General features: G+C 63.4%; 18 protein-coding genes and 1 pseudogene. 10 read left to right on the plus strand and 9 right to left on the minus strand.

Translation table 11 applies throughout. The features are described from left to right. Positions 1-283: 283 nt before the first annotated feature. The gene (locus tag CLV78_RS18565; RefSeq protein ID WP_106206829.1) at positions 284-1,414 is read left to right on the plus strand and encodes a porin family protein; all 1,131 of its coding nucleotides are present in this window, start codon (positions 284-286) and stop codon (positions 1,412-1,414) included. A 104-nt stretch (positions 1,415-1,518) separates the two neighbouring features. Here CLV78_RS18565 and CLV78_RS18570 read toward each other — a convergent pair whose 3' ends face one another. From CLV78_RS18570 to CLV78_RS18595, 6 genes are all read right to left on the minus strand, one after another. Further along, a complete protein-coding gene (locus CLV78_RS18570) occupies positions 1,519-2,175 on the minus strand; it encodes a hypothetical protein (protein ID WP_106206831.1) in 657 nt (218 codons plus the stop codon). Positions 2,176-2,551: 376 nt separating this feature from the next. Beyond that, complete coding sequence (locus CLV78_RS18575; RefSeq protein WP_106206832.1) at positions 2,552-3,307, minus strand: ABC transporter ATP-binding protein; 756 nt, start codon at positions 3,305-3,307, stop codon at positions 2,552-2,554. 92 nt (positions 3,308-3,399) lie between these two features. Next, complete coding sequence (locus CLV78_RS18580) at positions 3,400-4,155, minus strand: ABC transporter ATP-binding protein (protein WP_106206834.1); 756 nt, start codon at positions 4,153-4,155, stop codon at positions 3,400-3,402. Positions 4,156-4,168: 13 nt separating this feature from the next. Then, on the minus strand, positions 4,169-5,395 hold the full coding sequence (locus CLV78_RS18585; RefSeq protein WP_106206836.1) for a branched-chain amino acid ABC transporter permease: 1,227 nt from the start codon (positions 5,393-5,395) through the stop codon (positions 4,169-4,171). Between the two features lie 4 nt (positions 5,396-5,399). After that, complete coding sequence (locus CLV78_RS18590) at positions 5,400-6,422, minus strand: branched-chain amino acid ABC transporter permease (RefSeq protein ID WP_106206838.1); 1,023 nt, start codon at positions 6,420-6,422, stop codon at positions 5,400-5,402. 109 nt (positions 6,423-6,531) lie between these two features. Then, complete coding sequence (locus tag CLV78_RS18595) at positions 6,532-7,881, minus strand: substrate-binding protein (protein ID WP_106206840.1); 1,350 nt, start codon at positions 7,879-7,881, stop codon at positions 6,532-6,534. Between the two features lie 216 nt (positions 7,882-8,097). Here CLV78_RS18595 and CLV78_RS18600 point away from each other — a divergent pair, with 216 nt between their 5' ends. The 5 genes from CLV78_RS18600 (at position 8,098) to CLV78_RS18620 (ending at position 14,249) form a co-directional block, all read left to right on the plus strand. Next, on the plus strand, positions 8,098-9,411 hold the full coding sequence (locus CLV78_RS18600; RefSeq protein WP_106206842.1) for a helix-turn-helix transcriptional regulator: 1,314 nt from the start codon (positions 8,098-8,100) through the stop codon (positions 9,409-9,411). An 81-nt stretch (positions 9,412-9,492) separates the two neighbouring features. Beyond that, on the plus strand, positions 9,493-9,876 hold the full coding sequence (locus CLV78_RS18605; protein WP_106206844.1) for a response regulator transcription factor: 384 nt from the start codon (positions 9,493-9,495) through the stop codon (positions 9,874-9,876). Further along, positions 9,873-10,265, plus strand: coding sequence for a hypothetical protein (locus CLV78_RS24865; protein ID WP_106206846.1), 393 nt, complete (start codon positions 9,873-9,875; stop codon positions 10,263-10,265). Before CLV78_RS18605 ends, CLV78_RS24865 begins: the two co-directional genes overlap by 4 nt. 3 nt (positions 10,266-10,268) lie before the next feature. Further along, the gene (locus CLV78_RS18615) at positions 10,269-12,977 is read left to right on the plus strand and encodes a sensor histidine kinase (RefSeq protein WP_106206848.1); all 2,709 of its coding nucleotides are present in this window, start codon (positions 10,269-10,271) and stop codon (positions 12,975-12,977) included. Positions 12,978-13,088: 111 nt separating this feature from the next. Continuing rightward, positions 13,089-14,249 carry a FliM/FliN family flagellar motor switch protein gene (locus CLV78_RS18620; RefSeq protein WP_106206850.1) on the plus strand — a complete coding sequence of 387 codons (1,161 nt, stop codon included), beginning with the start codon at positions 13,089-13,091 and terminating at the stop codon, positions 14,247-14,249. 341 nt (positions 14,250-14,590) lie between these two features. Here the strand turns inward: CLV78_RS18620 and CLV78_RS18625 are convergent, their stop codons facing one another. Then, a complete protein-coding gene (locus CLV78_RS18625; RefSeq protein ID WP_106206851.1) occupies positions 14,591-15,016 on the minus strand; it encodes a protein tyrosine phosphatase family protein in 426 nt (141 codons plus the stop codon). 129 nt (positions 15,017-15,145) lie between these two features. Between CLV78_RS18625 and CLV78_RS18630 the strand changes: the two genes are divergently transcribed. Beyond that, entirely contained in the window at positions 15,146-15,475 is a 330-nt protein-coding gene (locus CLV78_RS18630; protein WP_106206853.1) for a TraR/DksA family transcriptional regulator, read from the plus strand. 121 nt (positions 15,476-15,596) lie between these two features. After that, a complete protein-coding gene (locus CLV78_RS18635) occupies positions 15,597-17,639 on the plus strand; it encodes an enoyl-CoA hydratase/isomerase family protein (RefSeq protein ID WP_106206855.1) in 2,043 nt (680 codons plus the stop codon). 25 nt (positions 17,640-17,664) lie between these two features. Here CLV78_RS18635 and CLV78_RS18640 read toward each other — a convergent pair whose 3' ends face one another. After that, entirely contained in the window at positions 17,665-17,880 is a 216-nt protein-coding gene (locus CLV78_RS18640) for a hypothetical protein (protein WP_106206857.1), read from the minus strand. 303 nt (positions 17,881-18,183) lie between these two features. On the opposite strand from CLV78_RS18640, the gene CLV78_RS18645 reads away from it, so the two are divergent. Together CLV78_RS18645 and CLV78_RS18655 are read left to right on the plus strand one after the other, a co-directional pair. After that, entirely contained in the window at positions 18,184-18,441 is a 258-nt protein-coding gene (locus tag CLV78_RS18645) for a DUF2312 domain-containing protein (RefSeq protein ID WP_106206859.1), read from the plus strand. A gap of 1,430 nt (positions 18,442-19,871) precedes the next feature. Continuing rightward, a pseudogene (locus tag CLV78_RS18655) lies at positions 19,872-20,501 on the plus strand (transposase); the annotation flags it as partial. A 55-nt stretch (positions 20,502-20,556) separates the two neighbouring features. Here the strand turns inward: CLV78_RS18655 and CLV78_RS18660 are convergent. Further along, on the minus strand, positions 20,557-20,950 hold a 394-nt coding region (locus CLV78_RS18660), incomplete at its 5' end, for an IS5 family transposase (RefSeq protein ID WP_146136728.1).

The following is a 20,950-nucleotide window of genomic DNA, read 5'->3' on the forward strand; positions in this document are numbered from 1 at the left end:
GTGCCACCCATCCGTGGCGGCCGTGAAAATCGGCGGGTGTCCGTTGACGACATCGGCCAGGCCCGACCGACAGGGCGGGTGTTGTCGCGCTGGCACCGATAGCGCCCGCGTCCGCCATCTGGGAGGGCCGGCGGAGTCGCCCCGAGATCGCCGTGCCGGATCGGCAACATGTCCCCGCCGCCAAGGGGCCCCGCGCTGGAAGTCCATCGTCGGGGCGGAAACATTCGCCTATCTTGGTTCAGCCCCCGAGGCGCAATGCTCGGTCAACCAAACGAGGAACGTCATGACGGCCATCCGCGCACATATCCAGATTTCCGCTGGTGCAGTTCTGCTCGCAGCCTCCGCCGCGCACGCAGATCCGCTGACCTATGATGATGGCGCCGGCACCAGCATTCGCGGCTATGGCCAGCTCAGCCCGTTCTACGTTCAGTTCAACGACGGCGAGGAGACCTACGGAAACCTGACCGACAACTCGCATTCCAATACCCGGGTCGGGTTCTTCGTCGACAATGAACTGGGTGGCGACCAGCTCTTGCGGTTCAATTTCGAGACAGCGCTTGGTGCGCCGGCATCGTCCAAGTTCAGCCAAGACGTCGAACCCACCTGGTTCTGGGACAAGACGCGGCTGCGGAAGATCGAGCTTATCTACGAAGGCAACTTCGGCCGTCTTTCCGTCGGGCAGGGCGAAATGTCGACGGATGGTGCGAGTTCTCCCAACCTTTCGGGTACCACGATCGCCAGTTCCCGCGCCGTTGGTGACACCGCGGGCGGGTACTTCTTCCGTCTCGACGACGGCACTTTGTCGGATGTGAAGATCTCCCAGTCGCACAGGAAATGGGATGGCTCGCGGCGCCTGCGCTTGCGCTACGACACGCCAACCTTCGGGGGCAGCTCGGATGGCAAGGGCTTTTACCTGTCCGCAGCCTACGGCAAGGAAGTGCTGGCCGAGAACAACGATGACACCTACTACGACGCCGCCATCCGGCTGCAGGACACCTATGGTGACTGGTCGGTCAAGGGCAGCGCCGGGTATGGCTGGATCGAACAGACCGACAAGACATCGGAATACTGGAGCGGAGCGATCTCCACGCTGCACCTTCCGACCGGCCTCAACGCGACCATTGCGGGAGGGGGCGATCCAGATGGCGGGCAGTTCGTGTTCGGCAAGGCAGGCTGGCTCGCCGAGTTGGTTGATCCGGGTAAGACGGCATTTGGCGTCGACTACTACGAGGGCAAGGACACTGTGTACGCCGGCGCCGAATCCAGCAAATGGGGTGTTCAGGTTGTGCAGAATTTCGACGCACAGAACCTGCAGGTCTACCTCGCCTGGGAAACCTATGATTTTTCCGACGATACCGGCAACCGCTACCAAGATGCCTCGGCCACCATGGCCGGCGTTTTCTGGAAGTTCTGAGCCGCGGCACCCATTGCAGGGCAGTGGCCGGACCGGTTTCCGGACAGGGCCGCGCCAGCTTCTGTCGGGGCGCGTTCAACAGGATGGGCGGGACCGGCGGCCGATCAGGTTTGCCGGTCCAGCTTATGGGGTTCCGGCGCCATGATCAGGCGCAGCGTCTCGACCTCCGCAGCGATCTCCGGCGGTTCCGGCCGTGGATTGCGGCGCGGCGCATCGGCTGCCCGATCCACATTGTCCGAAATCGATGGTGCGGTGCCGCCCGGTTCGCCTGAGGCGGCGCGCGCGCCGTTCCCTTCCGCCTTGTCTGCGCGCCCCTCCGCAGCCTCGATCTCCCGCTGCTGATCTGCAGCCTGTTCCCGAAGGCGTTGGTTTTCTTCACGCAATTTCTTGATCGTGGCGGTGACCTCCATCGGGATTTCGGCAAACGCCCTGAGCGGTGGCGCGGGGTTGCTGCGGGGCGCCAGGAGGTCGAACTCGGATGCGGCGCGGGGGCCGCGTTCCGATGGTCGTGCCGGGATCTCCTCCGGATCGGTCGGCAGCGGTTCGATCCGTGTCACTGCAATCGGCGCGCGAACGGCGTTTGTACCCGTCGGCGAGACACCGGCCTGTTCGGCCTGTCCAGACCGTGTGGGATCCGCTGCCGGGATGCTGCCCCGCGCAGCTCCGCCATCGGGCGGCGAGCCGGACCCTGTCGTGCCGGGTCCGGGGGAATGTGGGCCGGTCTGCACAAAGGGAACCGGACCGTTGCCTACAAGAATCATTGTCGGCTCCTTCTCAGGAGCCCCCACCCGAAGCGACAGTGGCACCGGGATCTGAACAAGTTGTTAAAGCCTGTGGAGGCGGGCAGGGGAGGCGATTCCTGCCGCGGGTGCGCCGAGACCGGTGCGGAGAGTGCTGACAATGCGCTGGTCGCAACCGATTCCCGGAGAACCCCGGATCGTGGTCACGGCAACATCCACCAAGTGTGTCGCCGCGCGACCAATCCTTGTGGTGGCATTGGTTGCGATCCAATGGCCCCGGGCGGAACGGCCGTCGCAACACGGGGCGCCGATGAAAACACCCCGCCGGGGTCCCGGCGGGGTGTGGTCCGTTGATCAACGGGCGCGCGGTCCGTCGAACCGGTGGCGCCCATCCGGATCAGATCGCGAGATACTCTGCACGCAGTTCTGCGTTCTCAAGCACCTCGGCAGCCGAGCCGTCGAAGACGATGGAGCCGGTGTCGAGGATGACCGCACGGTCGGCCAGTTCCAATGCCCGGACCGCGTTCTGTTCCACGATCACCGTCGTGATGCCCTGTTCCTTGATGTGGATGAGGGTCTTCTCGATCTCGTCCACGATCACCGGGGCAAGCCCTTCGTAGGGCTCGTCCAGCAGCAGGACCTTGATGTCCCGCGCCAGAGCCCGCGCAATGGCCAGCATCTGCTGCTCGCCGCCCGACAGGGTGATCCCTTCTTGCTTGCGACGTTCCCCGAGGCGCGGGAAGAGGTCGTAGAGGCGGTCGAGCGTCCAGCCGATGGGCTCGACGATCTGGGCAAGTTGCAGGTTTTCCTCGACGGTCAGGCCGGGGATGATGGAGCGATCTTCCGGCACCAGCCCGATGCCCGCGACCGCAGCCTGATGGCTCTTCATCGTGTGCAGGTGCTTGTGGTCCAGCCAGATCTCGCCATGGGTGACCTGCGGGTCGTCCATCCGGGCGATCCCCCTCAGCGTGGTCGTCTTTCCTGCGCCGTTGCGGCCGAGCAGGGCCAGGATCTCGCCTTCGTGCACGTTGAAGGAGATGCCCTGGATGATGTAGCTCTCGCCGTAGTAGGCATGCATGTCGTAGATCGACAGGAAGGCCGGCGCGGTGGACGCCATGTTGGCATTCTTGGAAAAGTCCGGTTTGACGTTCATGTCTCAACCTCCGTCGCGGCCGGGAGTCCAGCCGCGATCGCGGGAGCCTCCGGCGGGGATATTTTCAGAAAGATGAAGGGGAGGGCGGGGCATCAGGCCGCCTCGCCGAGATAGGCTTCTCGGACCTTCGGGTTGCCACGGATGTTTTCCGGGGCGTCCTCGACGAGCGGGGTCCCCTGTGCGAGCACGGTGATCCGATCGGCCAGCGAGAAAACCACGTGCATGTCGTGCTCGATGATGCAGATCGTGATGTCGCGCTGCTCCTTGATCTCCTTCAGCAGGTCGATGGTGTTGTTGGTGTCTGCCCGCGCCATCCCGGCGGTGGGCTCGTCCAGCAACAGCAGGCGCGGTTCCTGCAACAGGCACATGGCCATCTCCAGGCGGCGCTTGTCCCCGCGGGAGAGAGAGGCGGAGTGCATGCCGATCTTGTCCTGCATGTTGACCTCTTCGAGCAGTTGCTCGGCGCGCTCGCAGATCTCCTTCTCGTTCAGCACGCTTTCAAAGGCATGCATCCGGAAGCTGCCGTCGCGCTTGGCGAAGGCGGGGATGACCATGTTTTCGAACACGGTCAGGTCCCCGAAGATCTCCGGTGTCTGGAACACGCGCGAAATCCCCATCTGGTTGATCTCGTAGGGCGTGCGGCCCAGCACCGACTGACCGTCGAACATGACCGACCCGGTGTCGGGGATCAGCTTGCCGACGAGGCAGTTCAGCAACGTGGACTTGCCTGCCCCGTTGGGGCCGATGATCGCGTGGACGGTGTTTTCGGCCACGGAGAGGTTCACGTCGCCCAGGGCCTGCAACCCGCCGAAGCGCTTGTTAACCCCTTTGACTTCAAGAATTCCCATCTTTCAGGTCTCCCTATTCCGCCACATGCGGGGTTTCTTTGGGGTGATGCTCGGGGTCCTTCGGATCCGCGGGCTTCCGGCCACGATTGCGGATGACGTTGAGCAGTCGCTGACCACCTTCGACGAGTCCACCCGGCAGGAAGGTCACGACCAGCATGAACAGGATGCCAAGCGTCAGGTGCCAGCCCTTGCCCACGAAGGGGTGAACGATGAAGACCATGAAGTCTTCCATTCCGTCGGGCATGAAGGCGAACCACTGGTGCAGCACGTTGTCGTTGATCTTCGAGAAGATGTTCTCGAAGTACTTGATGAAGCCGGCGCCCAGCACGGGGCCGATCAGCGTACCCGCACCGCCGAGGATGGTCATCAGCACCACTTCACCCGAGGCGGTCCACTGCATCCGCTCCGCGCCCGCAAGCGGGTCCATCGCGGCGAGCAGCCCACCGGCGAGGCCGGCATACATGCCCGAGATGATGAAGGCGGCCAGCGTGTAGGGCTTGGGGTTGAGGCCGGTGTAGTTGAGCCGGTTCTGGTTCGACTTCACCGCGCGCAGCATCAGGCCGAAGGGCGAGCGGAAGAGCCGGATGGACAGGTAGAAGACCACCAGCATGATCAGCGCACAGAGGTAGTAGCCGTTGTTGAAGGTGAACTCCCACCCTCCGAGCTTAAGCTCCAGGAAGTTGTCCCGCATCGCCCAGCCGAAGAGGTGAGGCACGTCAGGCAACCCGTCGCGATGGAGGATCTGCGGATCGTCTGCATAGACCTGCAGGCCGGTTTCGCCATTGGTCAGGTTGAACTTGGGGTTCGACAGGACCGAGTAGGCCAGCGCGAAGGACATCTGCGCGAAGGCGAGTGTCAGGATCGAGAAGTAGATCCCGGAGCGGCGCAGCGACACGTATCCGATCAGCACGGAGAAGATGCCCGCCACGACGACAGAGAGCGCGATGGCTGGGACGACGTTGTAGGAGAGCAGCTTGAACATCCAGACCGCGGCGTAGGACCCCACTCCCAGGAAGGCCGCATGGCCGAAGGAGAGGTAGCCGGTGAGGCCGAAGAGGATGTTGAAGCCGATGGCGAAGATCCCGAAGATCACGAAGCGCTGCATCAGGTCCGGATACCCGGCATTGAACTGTGCCATCGCGCTGTTGGTGGGGAAGGGGTTGAGCAGGAACGGGGCTGCCAGCGCCAGAATGGCGACAACGATGAGCAGCGACGTGTCCTTCTTGTTGAGTCCAAGCATGTGATTAATCCTCCATCACGCCCTTGCGGCCCATCAGGCCCCTCGGACGGGTCAGCAGAACGATGATGGCGACCAGGTAGATGATGATCTGGTTGATGCCCGGAATGGTGGTTGTGGCCCAGGTGGTGGAGGCGAAGCTCTCCAGGATACCGAGCAGGAAGCCTGCGAGAACGGCCCCCGGCAAAGAGCCCATACCGCCGACGACGACCACGACGAAGGAGAGGACAAGGAAGTCCATGCCCATGTGGTAGTTCGGGGGGTTGATCGGTCCGTACATCACCCCGGCGAGGCCGGCCACGGCGGCTGCGAGGCCGAACATGATGGTGAAGCGGCGGTCGATGTCGATGCCCAGCAGGCCAACGGTTTCCCGGTCCGCCATGCCTGCGCGCACAACCATGCCGAAGGTGGTGAATTGCAGGAAGGAGAAAACGCCACCGATGATTGCGATCGCGAAGAAGAAGTAGACCAGGCGCCAGATCGGGTAGGCAAGCTCAAGGCTTAGCGGCGCACCGATGTTCACCACCCCCAGAAGCGCATCGGGCGGCGGGGTCTGGATCGGGTTGGCACCGAAGAAATACTTGATGACTTCCTGCAGGACAATCGCCAGGCCGAAGGTCACCAGGATCTGGTCAGCATGGGGACGCTTGTAGAAGTGCTTGATCAGGCCACGCTCCATGATGAAGCCGACAGCAATCATGAAGGGGATGGCGATGAGAATCGAGAGCGGCACCGCCCAGTCGATGATGGCCCCGCCGACCTCCGGTCCGAACCAACCCTCGACGTAGGGGGTCTTGACCTTCAGCGGGTTGCCAAGGAAGTCCACCTTGGTCTCGTCGATGACCTCGTAGGACGCCGAGAGGACACGCTGGAGCGTGACGGCGCAGAAGGCGCCGAGCATGAACAGGGCGCCGTGCGCGAAGTTCACGACGCCGAGCGTGCCGAAAATGAGAGTAAGCCCGAGCGCGATCAGCGCATAGGCTGAGCCCTTGTCGAGCCCGTTCAGTATCTGGAGTAGGATCGCGTCCATAATCCCCACCTGTCAAAAGTGTCAGGGGCGCCGACGGGGAGGCTGCCCCCGGGCGGTGAGTGAATCCGGCCGCGCAGGATGCGCGGCCGGTCTGGTGTGCGTGAGTGGTTTACGCGCCGTTGTTGCACTCGCCGAGCGAGGCCTCGTCGCCACCGAACATCGGATGGTTCGGCGGGTAGGTGACCTGTGCGGCCGGGGTGACTTCGACGACTTCGAGAAGGTCGAACTCCGACTGCGGGTTTTCCTTGCCTTTCACGACCAGCACGTCCTTGAAGCACTGGTGGTCCTCGGCGCGGTAGAGCGTCTTGCCATTGCCCAGACCGTCGAACTCGAAACCTTCGAGCGCGGCGGCGACATCGCAGGGTGCGAAGGACCCGGCGCGGGTCACGGCATCGGCATAGAGCAGCGTCTGCACGTAGCAGGTGTGCGCGGCCTGGCTCGGCGGGAAGCCGTACTTTTCGCCGAAGGACTTCACGAAGGCCTTGGAGCCCTCGTCCTGCAGCGACCAGTGCCAGTTGGTCGAACCGACGATGTTCTTGATGTTCTCGCCGGCGCCGCGAGCCATGAGGCGCGAAAAGAGCGGAACGACGATCTCGAAGTTCTTGCCGTTGACTTCCTTCTCACGCAGGCCGAACTGCACCGCGTTGGTCAGCGAGTTGACCATGTTGCCGCCGTAGTGGTTCAGAACCAGCACGTCGGCGCCGGAGTTCAGAACCGGCGCGATGTAGGACGAGAAGTCCGTGGACGCGAGCGGCGTCAGCACGTTGTTCACGGTCTCCCAGCCGAGCGCCTCGGTGGCGGCGGCGATGGATTCCTGCTGCGTCCAGCCCCAGGTGTAGTCTGCCGTCAGGTGGTAGGCCTTGCGGTCGTCACCATAGAGGTTCTTCAGCACCGGGGCGAGTGCTGCGCCCGACATGTAGCCGTTGAAGAAGTGACGGAAACCGTTGGCCTTGCGGTCCTTGCCGGTGGTGTCGTTGGAGTGGGTCAGGCCTGCCATGAAGATAACGCCGGCTTCCTGGCAGAGGCCCTGCACGGCGATGGCCACACCGGAGGACGAACCGCCGGTGATCATGATGGCACCGTCCTTCTCGATCATCGACTTGGCAGACGCACGCGCGGCGTCGGACTTGGTCTGCGTGTCGCCCGTGACGTACTCGACCTTCTTGCCCATGATGCCGGTGCCGTCGAGAACCTTCGAGGAGAAGGTGTTCAGCATGCCACCGTCGCCGCCACCGTTCAGGTGCTCGACTGCCAGTTCGTAGGCGCGCAGCTCGTCGGCGCCCTCATCTGCGTAGGGTCCGGTCTGCGGGACGTTGAACCCGAGGGTGACGCTCGAGCCCGTCGGCTCGTTGGTGACGGCGTGCGCGGACGACGTAAAGATCGTCGGCAGCGCCAGACCTGCGCCGGCTGCGACGCCGGTCTTCAGCACGCCACGGCGCGTCGGAGTGAATTTCGTCATGTAGTCCTCCCAATGTTTTGTCGCGGCTGTGGTCCTCTACACGTCCGCGGTCCGGTTTCCCGAACGTGCCCAGTATCGGGGCGCTGTGGCAAACCAATCAACAACTCCTTTTCTTCAAAGGATTTTTTTGTAAAGACTTACACAATGCGATTGTATACCTTGTAAAGGAATTGTCACTGCAGTGCAGAAAGCCCTTGGGAAGGCGGGAAAAAGTTAATGGCGCGCAACTCCCTGACGGGCAGCCGTATCCGCGAAAGACGCATGTTCATGGGCCGCAAGCAGGCCGATCTGGCGCGCGCGGTGGGCATTTCTCCGTCGTATTTGAACCTGATTGAGCACAATCGGAGAAGAATCGGCGGCAAGTTGATTAACGATATTGCGCGGGAGTTAGGCGTGGAGCCTTCGGCGCTGACCGAGGGGGCGGAGGCGGCGCTGCTGGACACGCTGCGGGAGGCGGCGGCCGACCACGGAGGTGCGACGGAGGAACTCCCCCGGCTGGAGGAGTTCGTTGGCCGGTTTCCGGGCTGGGCGCGGCTGCTGGCCGATACCCGGCGGCGGTCGAGTGAACTGGAACACTCCGTCGAGATACTGTCCGACCGCATGACCCACGACCCTTTCCTGTCGACGTCGCTGCACGAGGTTATCTCCACGGTTACCGCGATCCGGTCCACGGCGACGATCCTTGCCGAAACCCGAGACATCGACGCGGAGTGGCGCGATCGTTTCCACCGAAACATGGCGGAGGATTCCGCCCGTCTTGCCGAAAGCGCCGAGGCGCTGGTGCGGTATCTCGACGAGGCCAGCTCGACTGACGTGACTGGATCGACTCCGCAGGAGGAACTGGACAACTGGTTGAAGGCACAGGACTTCCATATCGCCGAGCTCGAACGCGCCCTGCCGCTGGAGCCGGAGACGCTGATCAACCGCGCGGGAGAGCTCAAGAGCACCGCCGCCAAGGCCCTGGCGCGTGGGTTTCTCGAACGCTACCTGAAAGATGCGGGCCACATGCCGCTGAAGACCTTCGGCCAGGCCGCGGTCGATAGCGGGTTCGACCCGGCCGCCCTTGCGACCCGCTATGGTGTCGACCTCGCGGCCGTGTTTCGTCGTCTTGCATCGCTTCCGGCCGGAGATGTCGGCGGGGAGATCGGCCTGGTGTCCTGTGACGGATCGGGCACGTTGACCTTCCGCAAGCCCGTCGACGACTTTCCCTTGCCGCGCTACTCGGCGGCCTGTGCGCTCTGGCCGCTTTACATGGCGCTGTCCCGGCCGATGTCGCCGGTCCGGCGCGTGGTGGAGATGGGCGGACGGTCGCGGCGCCTTTTCGTGACCTACGCCGTCTGCCAGCCCTCCCAGCCCGCGGGGTTTGACGGCCCGCCGGTGCTGGAGGCCGCGATGCTGATCCTGCCCTTGGAAATCACGCAAATGGTCGATGCAGCGGCGGAACTGGAGGTCGGAACCTCCTGCCGGATCTGTCCGCGCCCGGCCTGCGCGGCGCGACGGGAGCCCTCGATCATGGCAGAGGCGTTTTGACACTGCCCAAGCTTCCGGCAATAGTGGAAACAGCGGCGGGAGGAGAATAACAATGACCTGCCTATCCGGGGGGGATGACGCATGGGCAAGCGTGTATTGCTGGTCGAAGATGAGCCCAACATCATCGAGGCCATTCGATTCATCCTGTCGCGGGACGGGTGGGTCGTAGACACCCATTCAGATGGTTCAACCGCCGTGGATACGGTCCTTTCGGCGGTGCCGGATGTGCTTGTCCTGGACGTGATGCTCCCGGGGAAATCCGGCTTCGATATTCTGCGCGAGTTGCGCGGGGCATCGGCAACCGCAGATCTGCCGATCCTTATGCTGACCGCGAAGGGGCAGGGGCGGGATCGCGAACTTGCCGAGCGCTACGGCGCCAACCGCTTCATGACCAAGCCATTCTCAAATTCCGAGGTTCTGGAGACCGTGAACGCCCTTCAGGCCGGTGTCACGGATCAGGCGTGAGCGGCGACGGTGAGAGCGATCGTTCCGAAGACCGCCGGAGCGGCGACGCGTCGGTGCGATGGGACGACCTGTTGCCGGAAAGCTCCGAACGCGGTGTGACGCCTGTCTTTCTCGATCGGAAGATCTACCGGCGCCGTCGGGTGATGGACGCCGCGCGACTGCTTCCGGCTTTCGGCACCGCGCTGCTGATGTTGCCGATGCTCTGGGCGCAGGATTACGGCACGGCAGCGGGCGCGATCTACCTGTTCCTGATCTGGATCCTGCTCATCGTGACCACGGCACTCATCGCGAGGCGATTGGCCGAGCCGCTGCGTGACGAGCGCAAGGAAGGCCCCTCCGCAGGTCCGTCCGGCGCCGGGCAGACGGTGCAACAAGACCGGGAAGGCTAGGCCATGTCCTTCAACCTGCTCGTGAGCGTGTCCCTTGGCTATGTCGCCCTGCTTTTCATGGTCGCGGCGCTGGCCGACCGCCGCGCCAGGCGTGTGGGCGGCGGCTGGCTGCGCTCACCGCTGGTCTACACGCTTTCGCTGTCGGTCTATTGTACGGCCTGGACCTTCTATGGTGCGGTGGGATACGCCGCGCGGTCGGGACTGGAGTTCATCACCATCTACCTCGGGCCGACTTTGGTCTTTACCGGCTGGTGGCTGTTGCTGCGAAAGCTGGTGCGGGTCGGACGCACCCAACGGATCACCTCCATCGCCGACATGATCTCCTCCCGCTACGGCAAATCGAACAGGCTCGGCGTGCTGGTCACCATCCTGGCCGTCGTTGGCACTACGCCGTATATCGCGCTGCAATTGCAGTCGGTTACCCTGTCCTTCGGCGTGTTCGCCGCGCCGGGCGCGGAATTCTGGGATCCGGCTGACCCGGCCTCCACCGGGCTCTGGGTTGCAGCGGGGCTTGCCGTTTTCACGATTCTCTTCGGCACCCGGAACCTGAATTCGAACGAGCGTCACCACGGCGTCGTCATGGCCATCGCAGTCGAGGCAGTGGTCAAGCTCGTGGCCTTGATGGCCGTCGGGTGCTTTGTCGTCTGGGGGATTGCGGACGGTCCGGCCGATATCCTGGCCCGCATCGACAATTCAGCGTTGGCGGGTTGGCAGATCAATCCGACCCGATGGGCCGGTCTGATCTTCACCTCTGCGGCGGCAATCCTCTGTCTGCCGCGCATGTTCCAGGTGCTGGTGGTCGAGAACGAGGACGAGGCGCATCTGGGTGTCGCGTCCTGGGCGTTTCCGCTTTACCTCTGCATGATGAGCCTGTTCGTGGTGCCCATTGCCGTGGTGGGGCTGGAGCACTTGCCGGAGGGCGCAAACCCCGACCTTTTCGTGCTTACCCTGCCACTCAAGGAGAATTGGAACGGGCTGGCGATGCTGGCCTTCCTAGGCGGGTTTTCTTCTGCCACATCCATGGTGATCGTCGCGGCACTGGCGCTGGCCACGATGGTTTCCAACCATGTCGTCATGCCGGTCTACCTCAACTCCCGACAGGGCGGTGCGACCATGGCCGGCGACGTCCGCGGGGTCGTGTTGCGCGCCAGGCGCTTCTCCATCGCCGCGGTGCTCGCTCTCGGCTATCTCTACTACCGTTTCTCGGGCGGCTCGGCGGCGCTGGCCTCGATTGGCCTCATCTCCTTCGTCGGAGTCAGCCAGGTGTTGCCAGCCCTTCTGGGTGGGTTGTTCTGGCGCGGCGGAACCCGTGCCGGGGCCGCGGCGGGCCTGGTCACCGGCTTCGTCGTCTGGGCCTATGTGCTGTTCCTGCCGAGTTTCGGGACCGATGGTCCCTTCAGCCCGACCATGCTCGCCGAAGGCCCCTTCGGTATCCATTGGTTACGGCCGCAGGCGCTGTTCGGCATCGACGGCATGGACCCGTTCGTACACGCGGTGTTCTGGTCGATCCTGCTCAATACCGTGGCGTTCTGCGGCGTCTCCATCCGCACCTTTCCGACACCGTTGGAGCGGCTGCAGGGCGCGCAGGTGGTCAATGTCTTCGAACACACGCTGGGCGCGCGCGGCTGGACCCGTGGCAGCGCCGAGGCTGAGGATCTTCTGATGATGGCGCAGCGCATTCTCGGCCCGTCGGATGCGCAGGCACTTTTCCAATCCGAGGCCAGCACCCAGGGGAAGCTTGGTTATCTTCCTGAAACAACGCCGGAATTTCTGGATCGATTGGAGCGGGAACTGGCCGCCAGCGTCGGCGCGGCGACCGCGCATGCGATGGTCGCGCAGATCGCCGGATCGTCGACCGTCGGGGTCGAAGACCTGATGCGCGTGGCCGACGAGGCCCAGCAGATCCTCGAATATTCCAATCGGCTGGAAGCGCAGTCGAAGGAGTTGGAGCGCACCGCGCGCAAGCTCCGGGATGCCAACCAGAAACTCACGGAGCTTTCGATTCAAAAGGACGCCTTCCTCAGCCAGATCAGCCACGAGTTGCGCACGCCCATGACCTCCGTCCGGGCCTTCTCCGAGATCCTTCGGGAGGGTGGGCTCGACGAAAGCGACCAGGGGCGCTACGCCGGGATCATCCACGACGAGGCCATCCGTCTGACCCGGTTGCTGGACGATCTTCTCGATCTTTCGGTGCTGGAGAACGCGCAGGTCAGTCTGAGCCTCGGCGCGGCCCGGCTGGGCGATCTGCTGGATCGGGCGATTGCCGCCACGGGAGCGCTTACGGAGGTCGGCCCCGATGACGGTCTCAAGGTGGCGCGCGATCCGGGCCGCGAACAGATCGAACTGGTGACCGATGCCGACAGGCTGACGCAGGTCTTTATCAATCTCATTGGAAACGCCAAGAAATACTGCGATGCTCAGGAGCCTGAGCTGCGCATTCGGGCCCGGCAAAGGGACGGGCGTGCGGTGATCGACTTCATCGACAATGGGTCGGGGATCCCGGCCCGCAGCCAGGATATCATCTTCGAGAAATTCTCCCGGTTGTCTGATCAGTCGGCCGCCGGCGGGGCTGGGTTGGGGCTGGCGATCTGCCGAGAGATCATGCTGCGGCTGGGGGGATCGATCGAGTACCTGCCAGGTCAGGGCGGGGCAGCCTTCCGGGTAACGGTGCCTTTGGCGGCCGGTCGCAGCGCGGCACAGGCGGCACAATAATCCGTCTTCCGATGGGTCGCATTAACGGTTTGCTCAGGGAATTCTGGGCAGTGTTGCCGCGAACGACCCCGCATCGGACAGGTTCCCCGGGGCCAGCAGGATGAAACACTTATGGCCGAGGCTGCGGCGCAATCGGTGTTGAGACGCATGGCAGCGGCGGGGCGAGAGAACCCGGCCGGGGGCAGGGCGATTCTGCCTGCTCGCGTGCTGTCTTCGGGCCTCAGCCGCTCCGCCGAGAACCTGCTTTCCATGGACACGTCCGTTTCAAGCTGCTCGGAACGCATTGTGTCGTTGACCGAACTGCTTGAGATTCTTCCCGAAGATGGGCTGCTGGCCATCCTCGAAGGGCCGGAGGAATCGCTAGGCCTGATGGTTCTGGATGCGCCTTTCCTGTCCGCGCTGATCGAGAAGCAGATGACCGGCGCCTTGTCGGAACGCATGCCACCGCCGCGTCGGGCAACGCGCACGGACGCCGCGCTGGCTGCCGATCTCATCGATGCCATGCTCAGGGAGTTCGAAGAACCGTTCCTCGCGCGCTCGGAGGCGTCCTGGGTGACGGGATACGCCTATTCCAGCCACCTCGAAGATCCGCGCCCGCTGGGGTTGTTGCTCGAAGATGTCGATTACCGTGTTTTCGGCCTCTCGGTTCAGGTGGAGGCGGGGATCCGCGGCGGAAGGATCGTTCTTGCCCTTCCGGCCGAAGGCCGTGGTCGCCCGGATCTGACCGCTGTGAACGAGACAACCACCGGGGACGATCCCGAGTGGGAGGACAAGCTGAAGGCTGTCGTTCTGGGCGGAGAAGTGCGCCTTGAGGCGGTGCTGCACCGGTTCCGGGTTCCGTTCGAAGAGCTTGCACGGCTGAACGTCGGTCAGGAACTTCCCTTGCCGGCGGCGCGGATCGATGGTGTCAAGCTCACCAGCGAGGAAGGGCAGGCATTCACGACCGGCCGTCTGGGGCAGAGCCATGGGCATCGGGCGGTGCGCATTGGCTCGGGCGCAGCGTTGCCATCTCCGACGCTCGATCTCGCCGATGCGCTCGCCGCTGCACCGCCCGCGACACCGGAAATCCCCTCAGCGGAGCTGCCTCCCTTGCCACTGGCAGTCTCGCCGGCCGACCACGGTTCAACAGACGCTGGAGTTGGCGCCGATTCCGACAGCGGCCTTCCGGACCACCCCGCGATGGACAGTCCTGCACCACTGGATACGCTGCCCGACCTCGGCGCCGGAGTTGCCCCGGTTGGGATTGGAGATCTGCCGCCAATTACAGACTAGAGGACGGGGGAGCGCAGGTCCGCTTCGAGTGGCCAACCTCTTCAAGGGGTGGCAACTCGCACATGCGCCATGGAGTTCTCGGCCACAACCAGTTGCCGTGTCGTTCTTCGTTTGGTGCCAAGGTCAGGCGGGAGCGGTGACAGTCGGGCAAACCGGTGCGCGGACGGTTGGGGGGCGCGAAGTCTCACCAGTTCCACGCATCCGGCAGGCGTGGGAAACGCTGTGGCGGCGCGTTCTGGCTGAGACCCGCAATCGGGAGACGGACCGGTTCCGAAGCGCGGGAGTCCACGCGCGCGGAACCTGTCTCCTTTACACAGCCCCTCTTTCGCCGAAGCCGGATGTCAGACCTTGGAAAGAGGCTCCAGGAGCGGGCGCAAGGATGCCAGCGGGTAGCCGGCACGATGTGCGGCCTCCACCAGGTCGCCTGCCGGCACATTGGCCGCCGCGCCAAACATCCAGACAATGGTGGAGCGCGTTCCGGAGGCGCAATAGGCCAGCGTGGGACCGTCCGATGTCTCGATCGCGGAGCGTTGCATCTCCACCGCCTCGGAATTTACATCCCCCTGTGGCAGCGGATTCACCACGAAATGAAGGCCTTCAGCCTCGGCGGCGCTGCGAACCGCGTCCGCGCGGACTTCGGCGACGACTTCGTAGTCCGGGCGATTGCAGATGATGGTTCGATACCCTGCCGCGGCGATCGCGCGGACATCGTCCGGCGTGATCTGCGGGGAGACAGCGTATTCGCTAGTGAGTGCGCGTATATCCATGGCTCATTGATCGGCGCGCGTGACGGGAAGGTCAAGCCGTCTTTCGGTTGACGTGGGTCAATGACAACACCCGCTCCTCCGACTAGGCTCATTCCCCGCGAGCCCGCTCGAACGAGAAGGAGGACGACAATGGTCGAGGTTCTACAGCGCAAGGCGCAACTGGAAGCCCGGCTGATCTCTCTCGAAGAGAAGCTGCGCGGGATTGATGCGGAGCTTGACTCCCACCAGTCGCGCGATTGGGAGGAGCTGGCGGTCGAGCGGGAAACCGACGAGGTTCTCGAAGGCGAGGGACTTGCGGGAAAAGCGGAGATTGCGGCAATCCATGCAGCACTCGGGCGCATCGAGGATGGCACATACGGCGAATGCGTGCAGTGCGGGGATGTCATTGCCGAAGCGCGCCTTGAACTGCTGCCGTTTACCCCGTTCTGCGCAGACTGCGCGAGGAAACTCCAAAAGTGATCACATGCGGCTCGAATTGATCGCCCCGGCTTGTGTTGACCGGCGCCGCGCTGTTTGATGGCGTCGGAACGCGGGCCGATTGCGGCCTGTGTCGGCAGGGCAGGCGATCACGGGAAGCAACATGGCACAGCAGGTGCAGGTCGAGCACATTGGCCCGGTCGCGGTGCTTGTCTTCAGCGCACCGCCGGGCAACGCTTTGTCGGCCGGTTTGTGTGCAGATATCCTTCAGTCGATGACGGCGGCGCTCCGCACGGGGTGTAAGGCGCTGGTCCTTCTGTCGGGGGGGACGGATTTCTGCGCGGATAGCCCTGCGCACGACGATACAGAGGGTGCCCCCGATCTCGCCGCGCTGTGTGGCGCGATCGAAAACGCCCCCGTGCCGGTGATCGTCGGCGTGCAAGGGCGCGCTTTCGGCGATGGGTTGGACCTCGTTCTCGCCTGTCATTTCCGGTTGGCGACAGAGGACGCACGTTTCGCCTTCCCCGATCTCGCGGCCGCGCGCCTTCCACGCGGCGGGGCGACTCAGCGCTTGCCGCGACTGCTCGGTGCCGAAGGCGCGCTGAAGGTCCTGTTGTCCGCCGATCCATTGACGGCTGAGGCGACCGCTGGCCTCGGCATGATCGACGGTGTGGCACGCGGAGATCTTGTCGAAGCGGCGGTTTCGCTGGCGCAGAAACTTGTGGCCAGAAAGGTCCCCGCGCGTCCCGCCTCGCGAGAGGCCCGGTTCCTTGAGGACAGGAAGACCTACACGGCCGCGGTCGACGCCGCCCGCCGCAACCTGTCTGGCGAGGATGTCGCCGCCGCCCGTGTGCTGGAATGTGTGGAGGCAGCGCTTGTCCTGCCGTTCGAGATGGGCATGGCGTTCGAGCAGGCCGCGGGACGGGATCTTGCGGATAGCGATGTGGCTGCGGCGCTTCGCTATGTTGCTGCGGCGGAACGCGACCTCGATGCCGAGGGTGCAGAGGACCTCCCCGAAGCTTCGGGCGCCCGCTCAATCGGCTTTTTCTGTACCGGGGATACGGGGGCGGATCTGGCTTCCAGGCTCCTGCGGGCCGGGCATTCAGTCACGCTGGCCGAGGCCGAGGACACCCGGCTTCGCGACGGGCTGTCACGGATCGGGCAGGGGCTGGCGACGGCCGTGGAAGCTGGGCACCTGACGGCGGAAGAGCGACTTGCCTGTCTGGAACTTTTGAAATCCGGTACGGCCGCCGCCGCAATTTCAGAGTGTGATGTCGCCATCGTCGGGGAGCACCGGGCGGGCCGGCCACCTTTGCGGGCGTCCGTGCGCCGGTTGGCGACGATCGTGCTTGCCGAAGACGACCTGATCGGGCCGACCGAATTTCGCAGCGTGGGCGGTGATCTTGTTCTCGTGCTGGAGGGGAATGCCACCGAAAGCCTGTTTGCGGAGATCCGCGTGGCGGCTTCGACCTTGCCGTCCGCGACCGACCTGACGCGCGCCTTAATCCGGGACATCGGCGGTCGTGCCGTCGTGTCCCGTGGGCGCGGGGTGCTGGCAACATTGCGGGCCAGGTTGTCCGATGCCGCGGATCATTTGCTGGAGGAGGGGGCAAGCCCATCGGATGTGGATGCGGCGCTCCTTGCGGCGGGTTTCGCGGAGGGCCACTACCGCGCGCGGGATCGTCGCGGTCTCGGGCATGTTGTCCGCCTGTGGCAACACGACAGCGCCCGACGCGATCCGCGCGACCGTTGCGTGCCGCTGGCGCCGCAGATCTTCGCGGAAGGGCGGCTTGGTCGCGAAACCGGGCAGGGGTATTTCGACTATCCGACGGGTATTCCCGAGGGGGTGCCGTCAGCAGAGGTCGAGCGCCTTCTGAACAAGGTCCGCGCTGAAGCGGGCGTTTACCCACGGGCTGTGACGGCGGAGGAAATCCAACGGCGGTGCCTGCTGTCGCTGTCGCTGGGCGCCCTGTTTCTCTTGGCAGAAGGATCTGTGCGCCGGCCCGAAGATATCGATCTTGCGCTTGTTCACGGGCTCGGGTTTGCCCGGCATCGCGGAGGTGTCTGCTTCATGGCGGATCGACGAGGACGGGACGCGCTCCTCCGGGAGATCGCAGGTATGCAGGCGCAGGATCGACGCTTCTGGGCAGTGCCGGAGGGTGGGGCGGAGGGCATCAAGTCCGGACGGGCAGCGGGGGCTGGCTAGGGCGGTCGTACGCGTTGGCTCAAGCCTAAGTCAGGAAGATTCCGACAATTACCATCATCAACCCGAAGGCCGACACGAACAGCGCCGCAAGGTTCCAGGTGACGGCTTTTTGCAGGCGCTGGCGCATTGCATCGTCATCCAGCCCTTCGCGACGGGCGCGAACGACGTCGAGCATGCACCAGACAAGCCCGATCAGGCCCAGGATGGATACGGAGGCGCCGATCCAGATCAGCAGGTCCATGACAGCTCCAGAAGTTGGTTTCCTCCCGGCTACCGTGATGCTTGCGCCGATGCAACTGCCCCTTGCGGCTGCTGTGCCATCCCGCTAGCAATTGGCCCTCGGCGCAGCCATCCGACGGAGGATGCTGATCCCGGCATTGTCGTGTGAACCACAGGTGCGGGTTTTGTACAGCTTTCGGGCGCGCGCCCGCTTTCCCGTCCCTTGGGGTGGTGTATGACCGGGCAAGCAAGCGGGGCCCAACGGCAGTATCCGGTCGGCAGGTGGCCCGGGGCGCAAACCAGGACGAAGATAGCAGAGGCAGACATGTCTGAAGACACCGAAATGAGCTACAAGGTGACCGCCGGGGAACTCCGCCAGTTCATCGAGCGGATCGAGCGATTGGAAGCCGAGAAGAAAGATATCGCCGACCAGATCAAGGAGGTCTTCGCCGAAAGCAAGGCGCGGGGCTACGACGTCAAGGTCATCCGGAAGGTTCTGGCGCTACGGAAACGTGACAAGGACGATATTGCCGAGGAAGAGGCGGTTCTGGAGATGTACAAAGAGGCGCTCGGAATGTCCTGATCGGCATGTAATGATTTGGATTTATTTAACCTTGTAGCCTCATGGCTGATCAGGTGGTTTCATTTGAGCCGGCCCTCGCCAAGTAGGCCCCACGAACTCCAGCGTATTTGACACCTGCCCCGGCATTTGCCGGGCCAGAAGTCATATGGCACCTGCATTCCATGCAAATCTGGATGGTCGCGCGTCGGAAACTCTCCGCGGCTGCTTGCTGCGATCAGGCCGGTGCGCTGCTTGTTGGCGAACTGAGGCTGGTTGCATGCGGCAGTCGATCCTACCAACAGGACTCGTTGAGTGGATCCCGACGTTCATACGCGCAACATTCTCTCGGAGTCCGAACGCGCGGTGCGCGTTCCAATGGACCCGCAGTTGTGCCCAAGCATCAGCAAGATCTGCAACTGACTGCCTCACGCGTCGTTCACGGCTTGAACCTCCGACCCCTAACGGTGTTGGGTCCGACCGATCAGGTGGCCACGCCGCCTTAGCACAACTGTATGCTGGTCGCGGTACGGTGTTTCTCTACAGAGGCACGTTGGTCTCCGGCGTCTCTGTGTCTTGCAACCCGCGTGTCCTGATAGGAAGCCACGGTTCCCAGATCCCACTAGAGGCAGGATGCACGAATTGCCAAGATTCAGTGCGAGTCTTTGCTCGAAGTCGGCGTGGGTACACGAGCGACCTTCACTGCTGACAAGCGCACGGATTGCCAAGCTTGCCAGTTTTTCTTGGGGTTGCACGGTAGTCCACAGGATAGTGGCAGGCGAGCGCGGGGTGCGGCTATGTCGGTTAACCGTAGTGGATTGTGTCGGTGAGATGCTCCGGAAGACTACAAACGGCACAGTTTACGGCGAACGTGATCCCAATGGAGTCGCGAAAGCGCTTGGTACGCCCTTTTTCGCCGGTCGAAACGTTTCCTTCTGAGCGGGAAAAGTATGCTCTGTCCCGAAACGGGAGCGACAAAGGCATCTTTATTCGGACGAAGGTCGCACGGGTTGCCGATCACGGCTAGGGCAAGAGCGCCATGATCGCTGCGACCGACCGGAACGCGCACCACACCGCGACCAGCATAGGTTTCAAAGTTCGGACGATCTGACAACCGCCCCGGGGGACTGTTTTCCTGGTGAAGTCGCGCAGTTGCTTGAACGGTCGAGCCAAGGGCAGCATGAGCGACAGCCGGCCGGCGATCGCAGCAATCACCGAGAGGGTCCAAGCTGCATTCTATCTGCGACAGCCAAAGCTGGCCGCTCAATTTGATCGTACCCACTGGGCCCTTGCCGGTTTTTTGGCATCGCCTACGTCGCCATAGGTCGGCAACTCCATCGGCGCGATGTGTCCTCTCAATGGTCGCAATTTACTAGTCTGGTAGCCAAATCGGTTCTGTTGCGCAAATCCGGTGAAGGATTCATTTCGTGATTCCAGCATGAAAGCTTGGGTGCATGAGCAGATCCACACCGCCAACCCACAGGGCCAGGAATTTGCCAGCCTGGCGAGCCATTGAGGGCGCCATTTGTTTGCGCCCAATGGCAAGCGAAGCGCTTAAGCGCCGAGGCCCGCCGACGACATGGTTCGATTCCAAAATGATCTGGGATGCCGTGCCAACAGGCAGGCGAGGTCACCAGCAGACCTACAGCGATACTGCCATTCAGACCTGCCTGACGATGAAGGTCGTGTTCGGCATGGCGCTCAGAAAGACGACCGACTTTGTCGAGAGCCTGTTGCGGCTCGTCGGTCTGAACTGGCGTGTGCCCGACTTCAGCATGCTGCCTCGTCGCCAAAAACGCTGGCCGTGAAATTCCCGCATCGCGGCTTCAAGGGTCCACTGAACCTGCTGATCCCCCTTCGGGCAGCACGGGCATCAAGGGCGAGGGCGAATGGCGCGCCCGCGAGCATCCCTCTCATCGAAACTGCGTTTTGACTGCCGGGCAGCGGGTGGCCCCAAACGGCGAGTCCGACGCAAGATCCATCTCGGGATCGACGAGGAAATGCCGGAGATCCGAGCTGTCGAGATCACCGGTAGTCACATCGGGGATGCGCCAATGCTACCCGACGTTATCAAACAGATCCCGGCAGGTTGCAGAACTCAAGGTCCGCAGCGCCATCCCAAACGGCTAGGGTCAGGACTCATTTTGGCAGCCAAAAGAAGACGATGGCTGCGATGCAGATGGCAGACAGGAACAGGTCTCCGCATCTTTCGTAGCGGGTGGCGATGCGGCGCCAATTCTTCAAGCGAGCAAAGGCATTCTCGATGCGGTGGCGCTTCCTGTAGAGGCGCCTGTTGTAGGATGCGGGCTTCTTTCGTTTCGCCCTGGGCGGGATGCAGGTCCGCACACCCTTGCGTTTCAGTTTGTCGCGGAACCAGTCTGCATCGTAACCTTTGTCGCCGAGCGGGCGTTTCGCCTTCGGCAGATCACCCAGCAGGACGACTGCACCCCGCGCATCGCTCATCTGGCCTGGTGACAGGAAAAACGACAGTGGGCGATCCCGACCGTCTGACACCATGTGCAGCTTGGAGTTC

The organism is Aliiruegeria haliotis (assembly GCF_003003255.1).
GTDB lineage: Bacteria > Pseudomonadota > Alphaproteobacteria > Rhodobacterales > Rhodobacteraceae > Tropicimonas > Tropicimonas haliotis.

What these genes read in the sequence shown, in the direction of transcription:
- CLV78_RS18600 (WP_106206842.1), top strand. Translation starts at nt 8,098, where the DNA reads ATGGCGCGCAACTCCCTGACGGGCAGCCGTATCCGCGAAAGACGCATG.
- CLV78_RS18625 (WP_106206851.1), bottom strand. Translation starts at nt 15,016, where the DNA reads ATGGATATACGCGCACTCACTAGCGAATACGCTGTCTCCCCGCAGATC.
- CLV78_RS18565 (WP_106206829.1), top strand. Translation starts at nt 284, where the DNA reads ATGACGGCCATCCGCGCACATATCCAGATTTCCGCTGGTGCAGTTCTG.
- CLV78_RS18640 (WP_106206857.1), bottom strand. Translation starts at nt 17,880, where the DNA reads ATGGACCTGCTGATCTGGATCGGCGCCTCCGTATCCATCCTGGGCCTG.
- CLV78_RS18575 (WP_106206832.1), bottom strand. Translation starts at nt 3,307, where the DNA reads ATGAACGTCAAACCGGACTTTTCCAAGAATGCCAACATGGCGTCCACC.
- CLV78_RS18620 (WP_106206850.1), top strand. Translation starts at nt 13,089, where the DNA reads ATGGCCGAGGCTGCGGCGCAATCGGTGTTGAGACGCATGGCAGCGGCG.
- CLV78_RS18595 (WP_106206840.1), bottom strand. Translation starts at nt 7,881, where the DNA reads ATGACGAAATTCACTCCGACGCGCCGTGGCGTGCTGAAGACCGGCGTC.
- CLV78_RS18580 (WP_106206834.1), bottom strand. Translation starts at nt 4,155, where the DNA reads ATGGGAATTCTTGAAGTCAAAGGGGTTAACAAGCGCTTCGGCGGGTTG.
- CLV78_RS18585 (WP_106206836.1), bottom strand. Translation starts at nt 5,395, where the DNA reads ATGCTTGGACTCAACAAGAAGGACACGTCGCTGCTCATCGTTGTCGCC.
- CLV78_RS18605 (WP_106206844.1), top strand. Translation starts at nt 9,493, where the DNA reads ATGGGCAAGCGTGTATTGCTGGTCGAAGATGAGCCCAACATCATCGAG.
- CLV78_RS18645 (WP_106206859.1), top strand. Translation starts at nt 18,184, where the DNA reads ATGTCTGAAGACACCGAAATGAGCTACAAGGTGACCGCCGGGGAACTC.
- CLV78_RS18570 (WP_106206831.1), bottom strand. Translation starts at nt 2,175, where the DNA reads ATGATTCTTGTAGGCAACGGTCCGGTTCCCTTTGTGCAGACCGGCCCA.
- CLV78_RS18635 (WP_106206855.1), top strand. Translation starts at nt 15,597, where the DNA reads ATGGCACAGCAGGTGCAGGTCGAGCACATTGGCCCGGTCGCGGTGCTT.
- CLV78_RS18590 (WP_106206838.1), bottom strand. Translation starts at nt 6,422, where the DNA reads ATGGACGCGATCCTACTCCAGATACTGAACGGGCTCGACAAGGGCTCA.
- CLV78_RS18615 (WP_106206848.1), top strand. Translation starts at nt 10,269, where the DNA reads ATGTCCTTCAACCTGCTCGTGAGCGTGTCCCTTGGCTATGTCGCCCTG.
- CLV78_RS18630 (WP_106206853.1), top strand. Translation starts at nt 15,146, where the DNA reads ATGGTCGAGGTTCTACAGCGCAAGGCGCAACTGGAAGCCCGGCTGATC.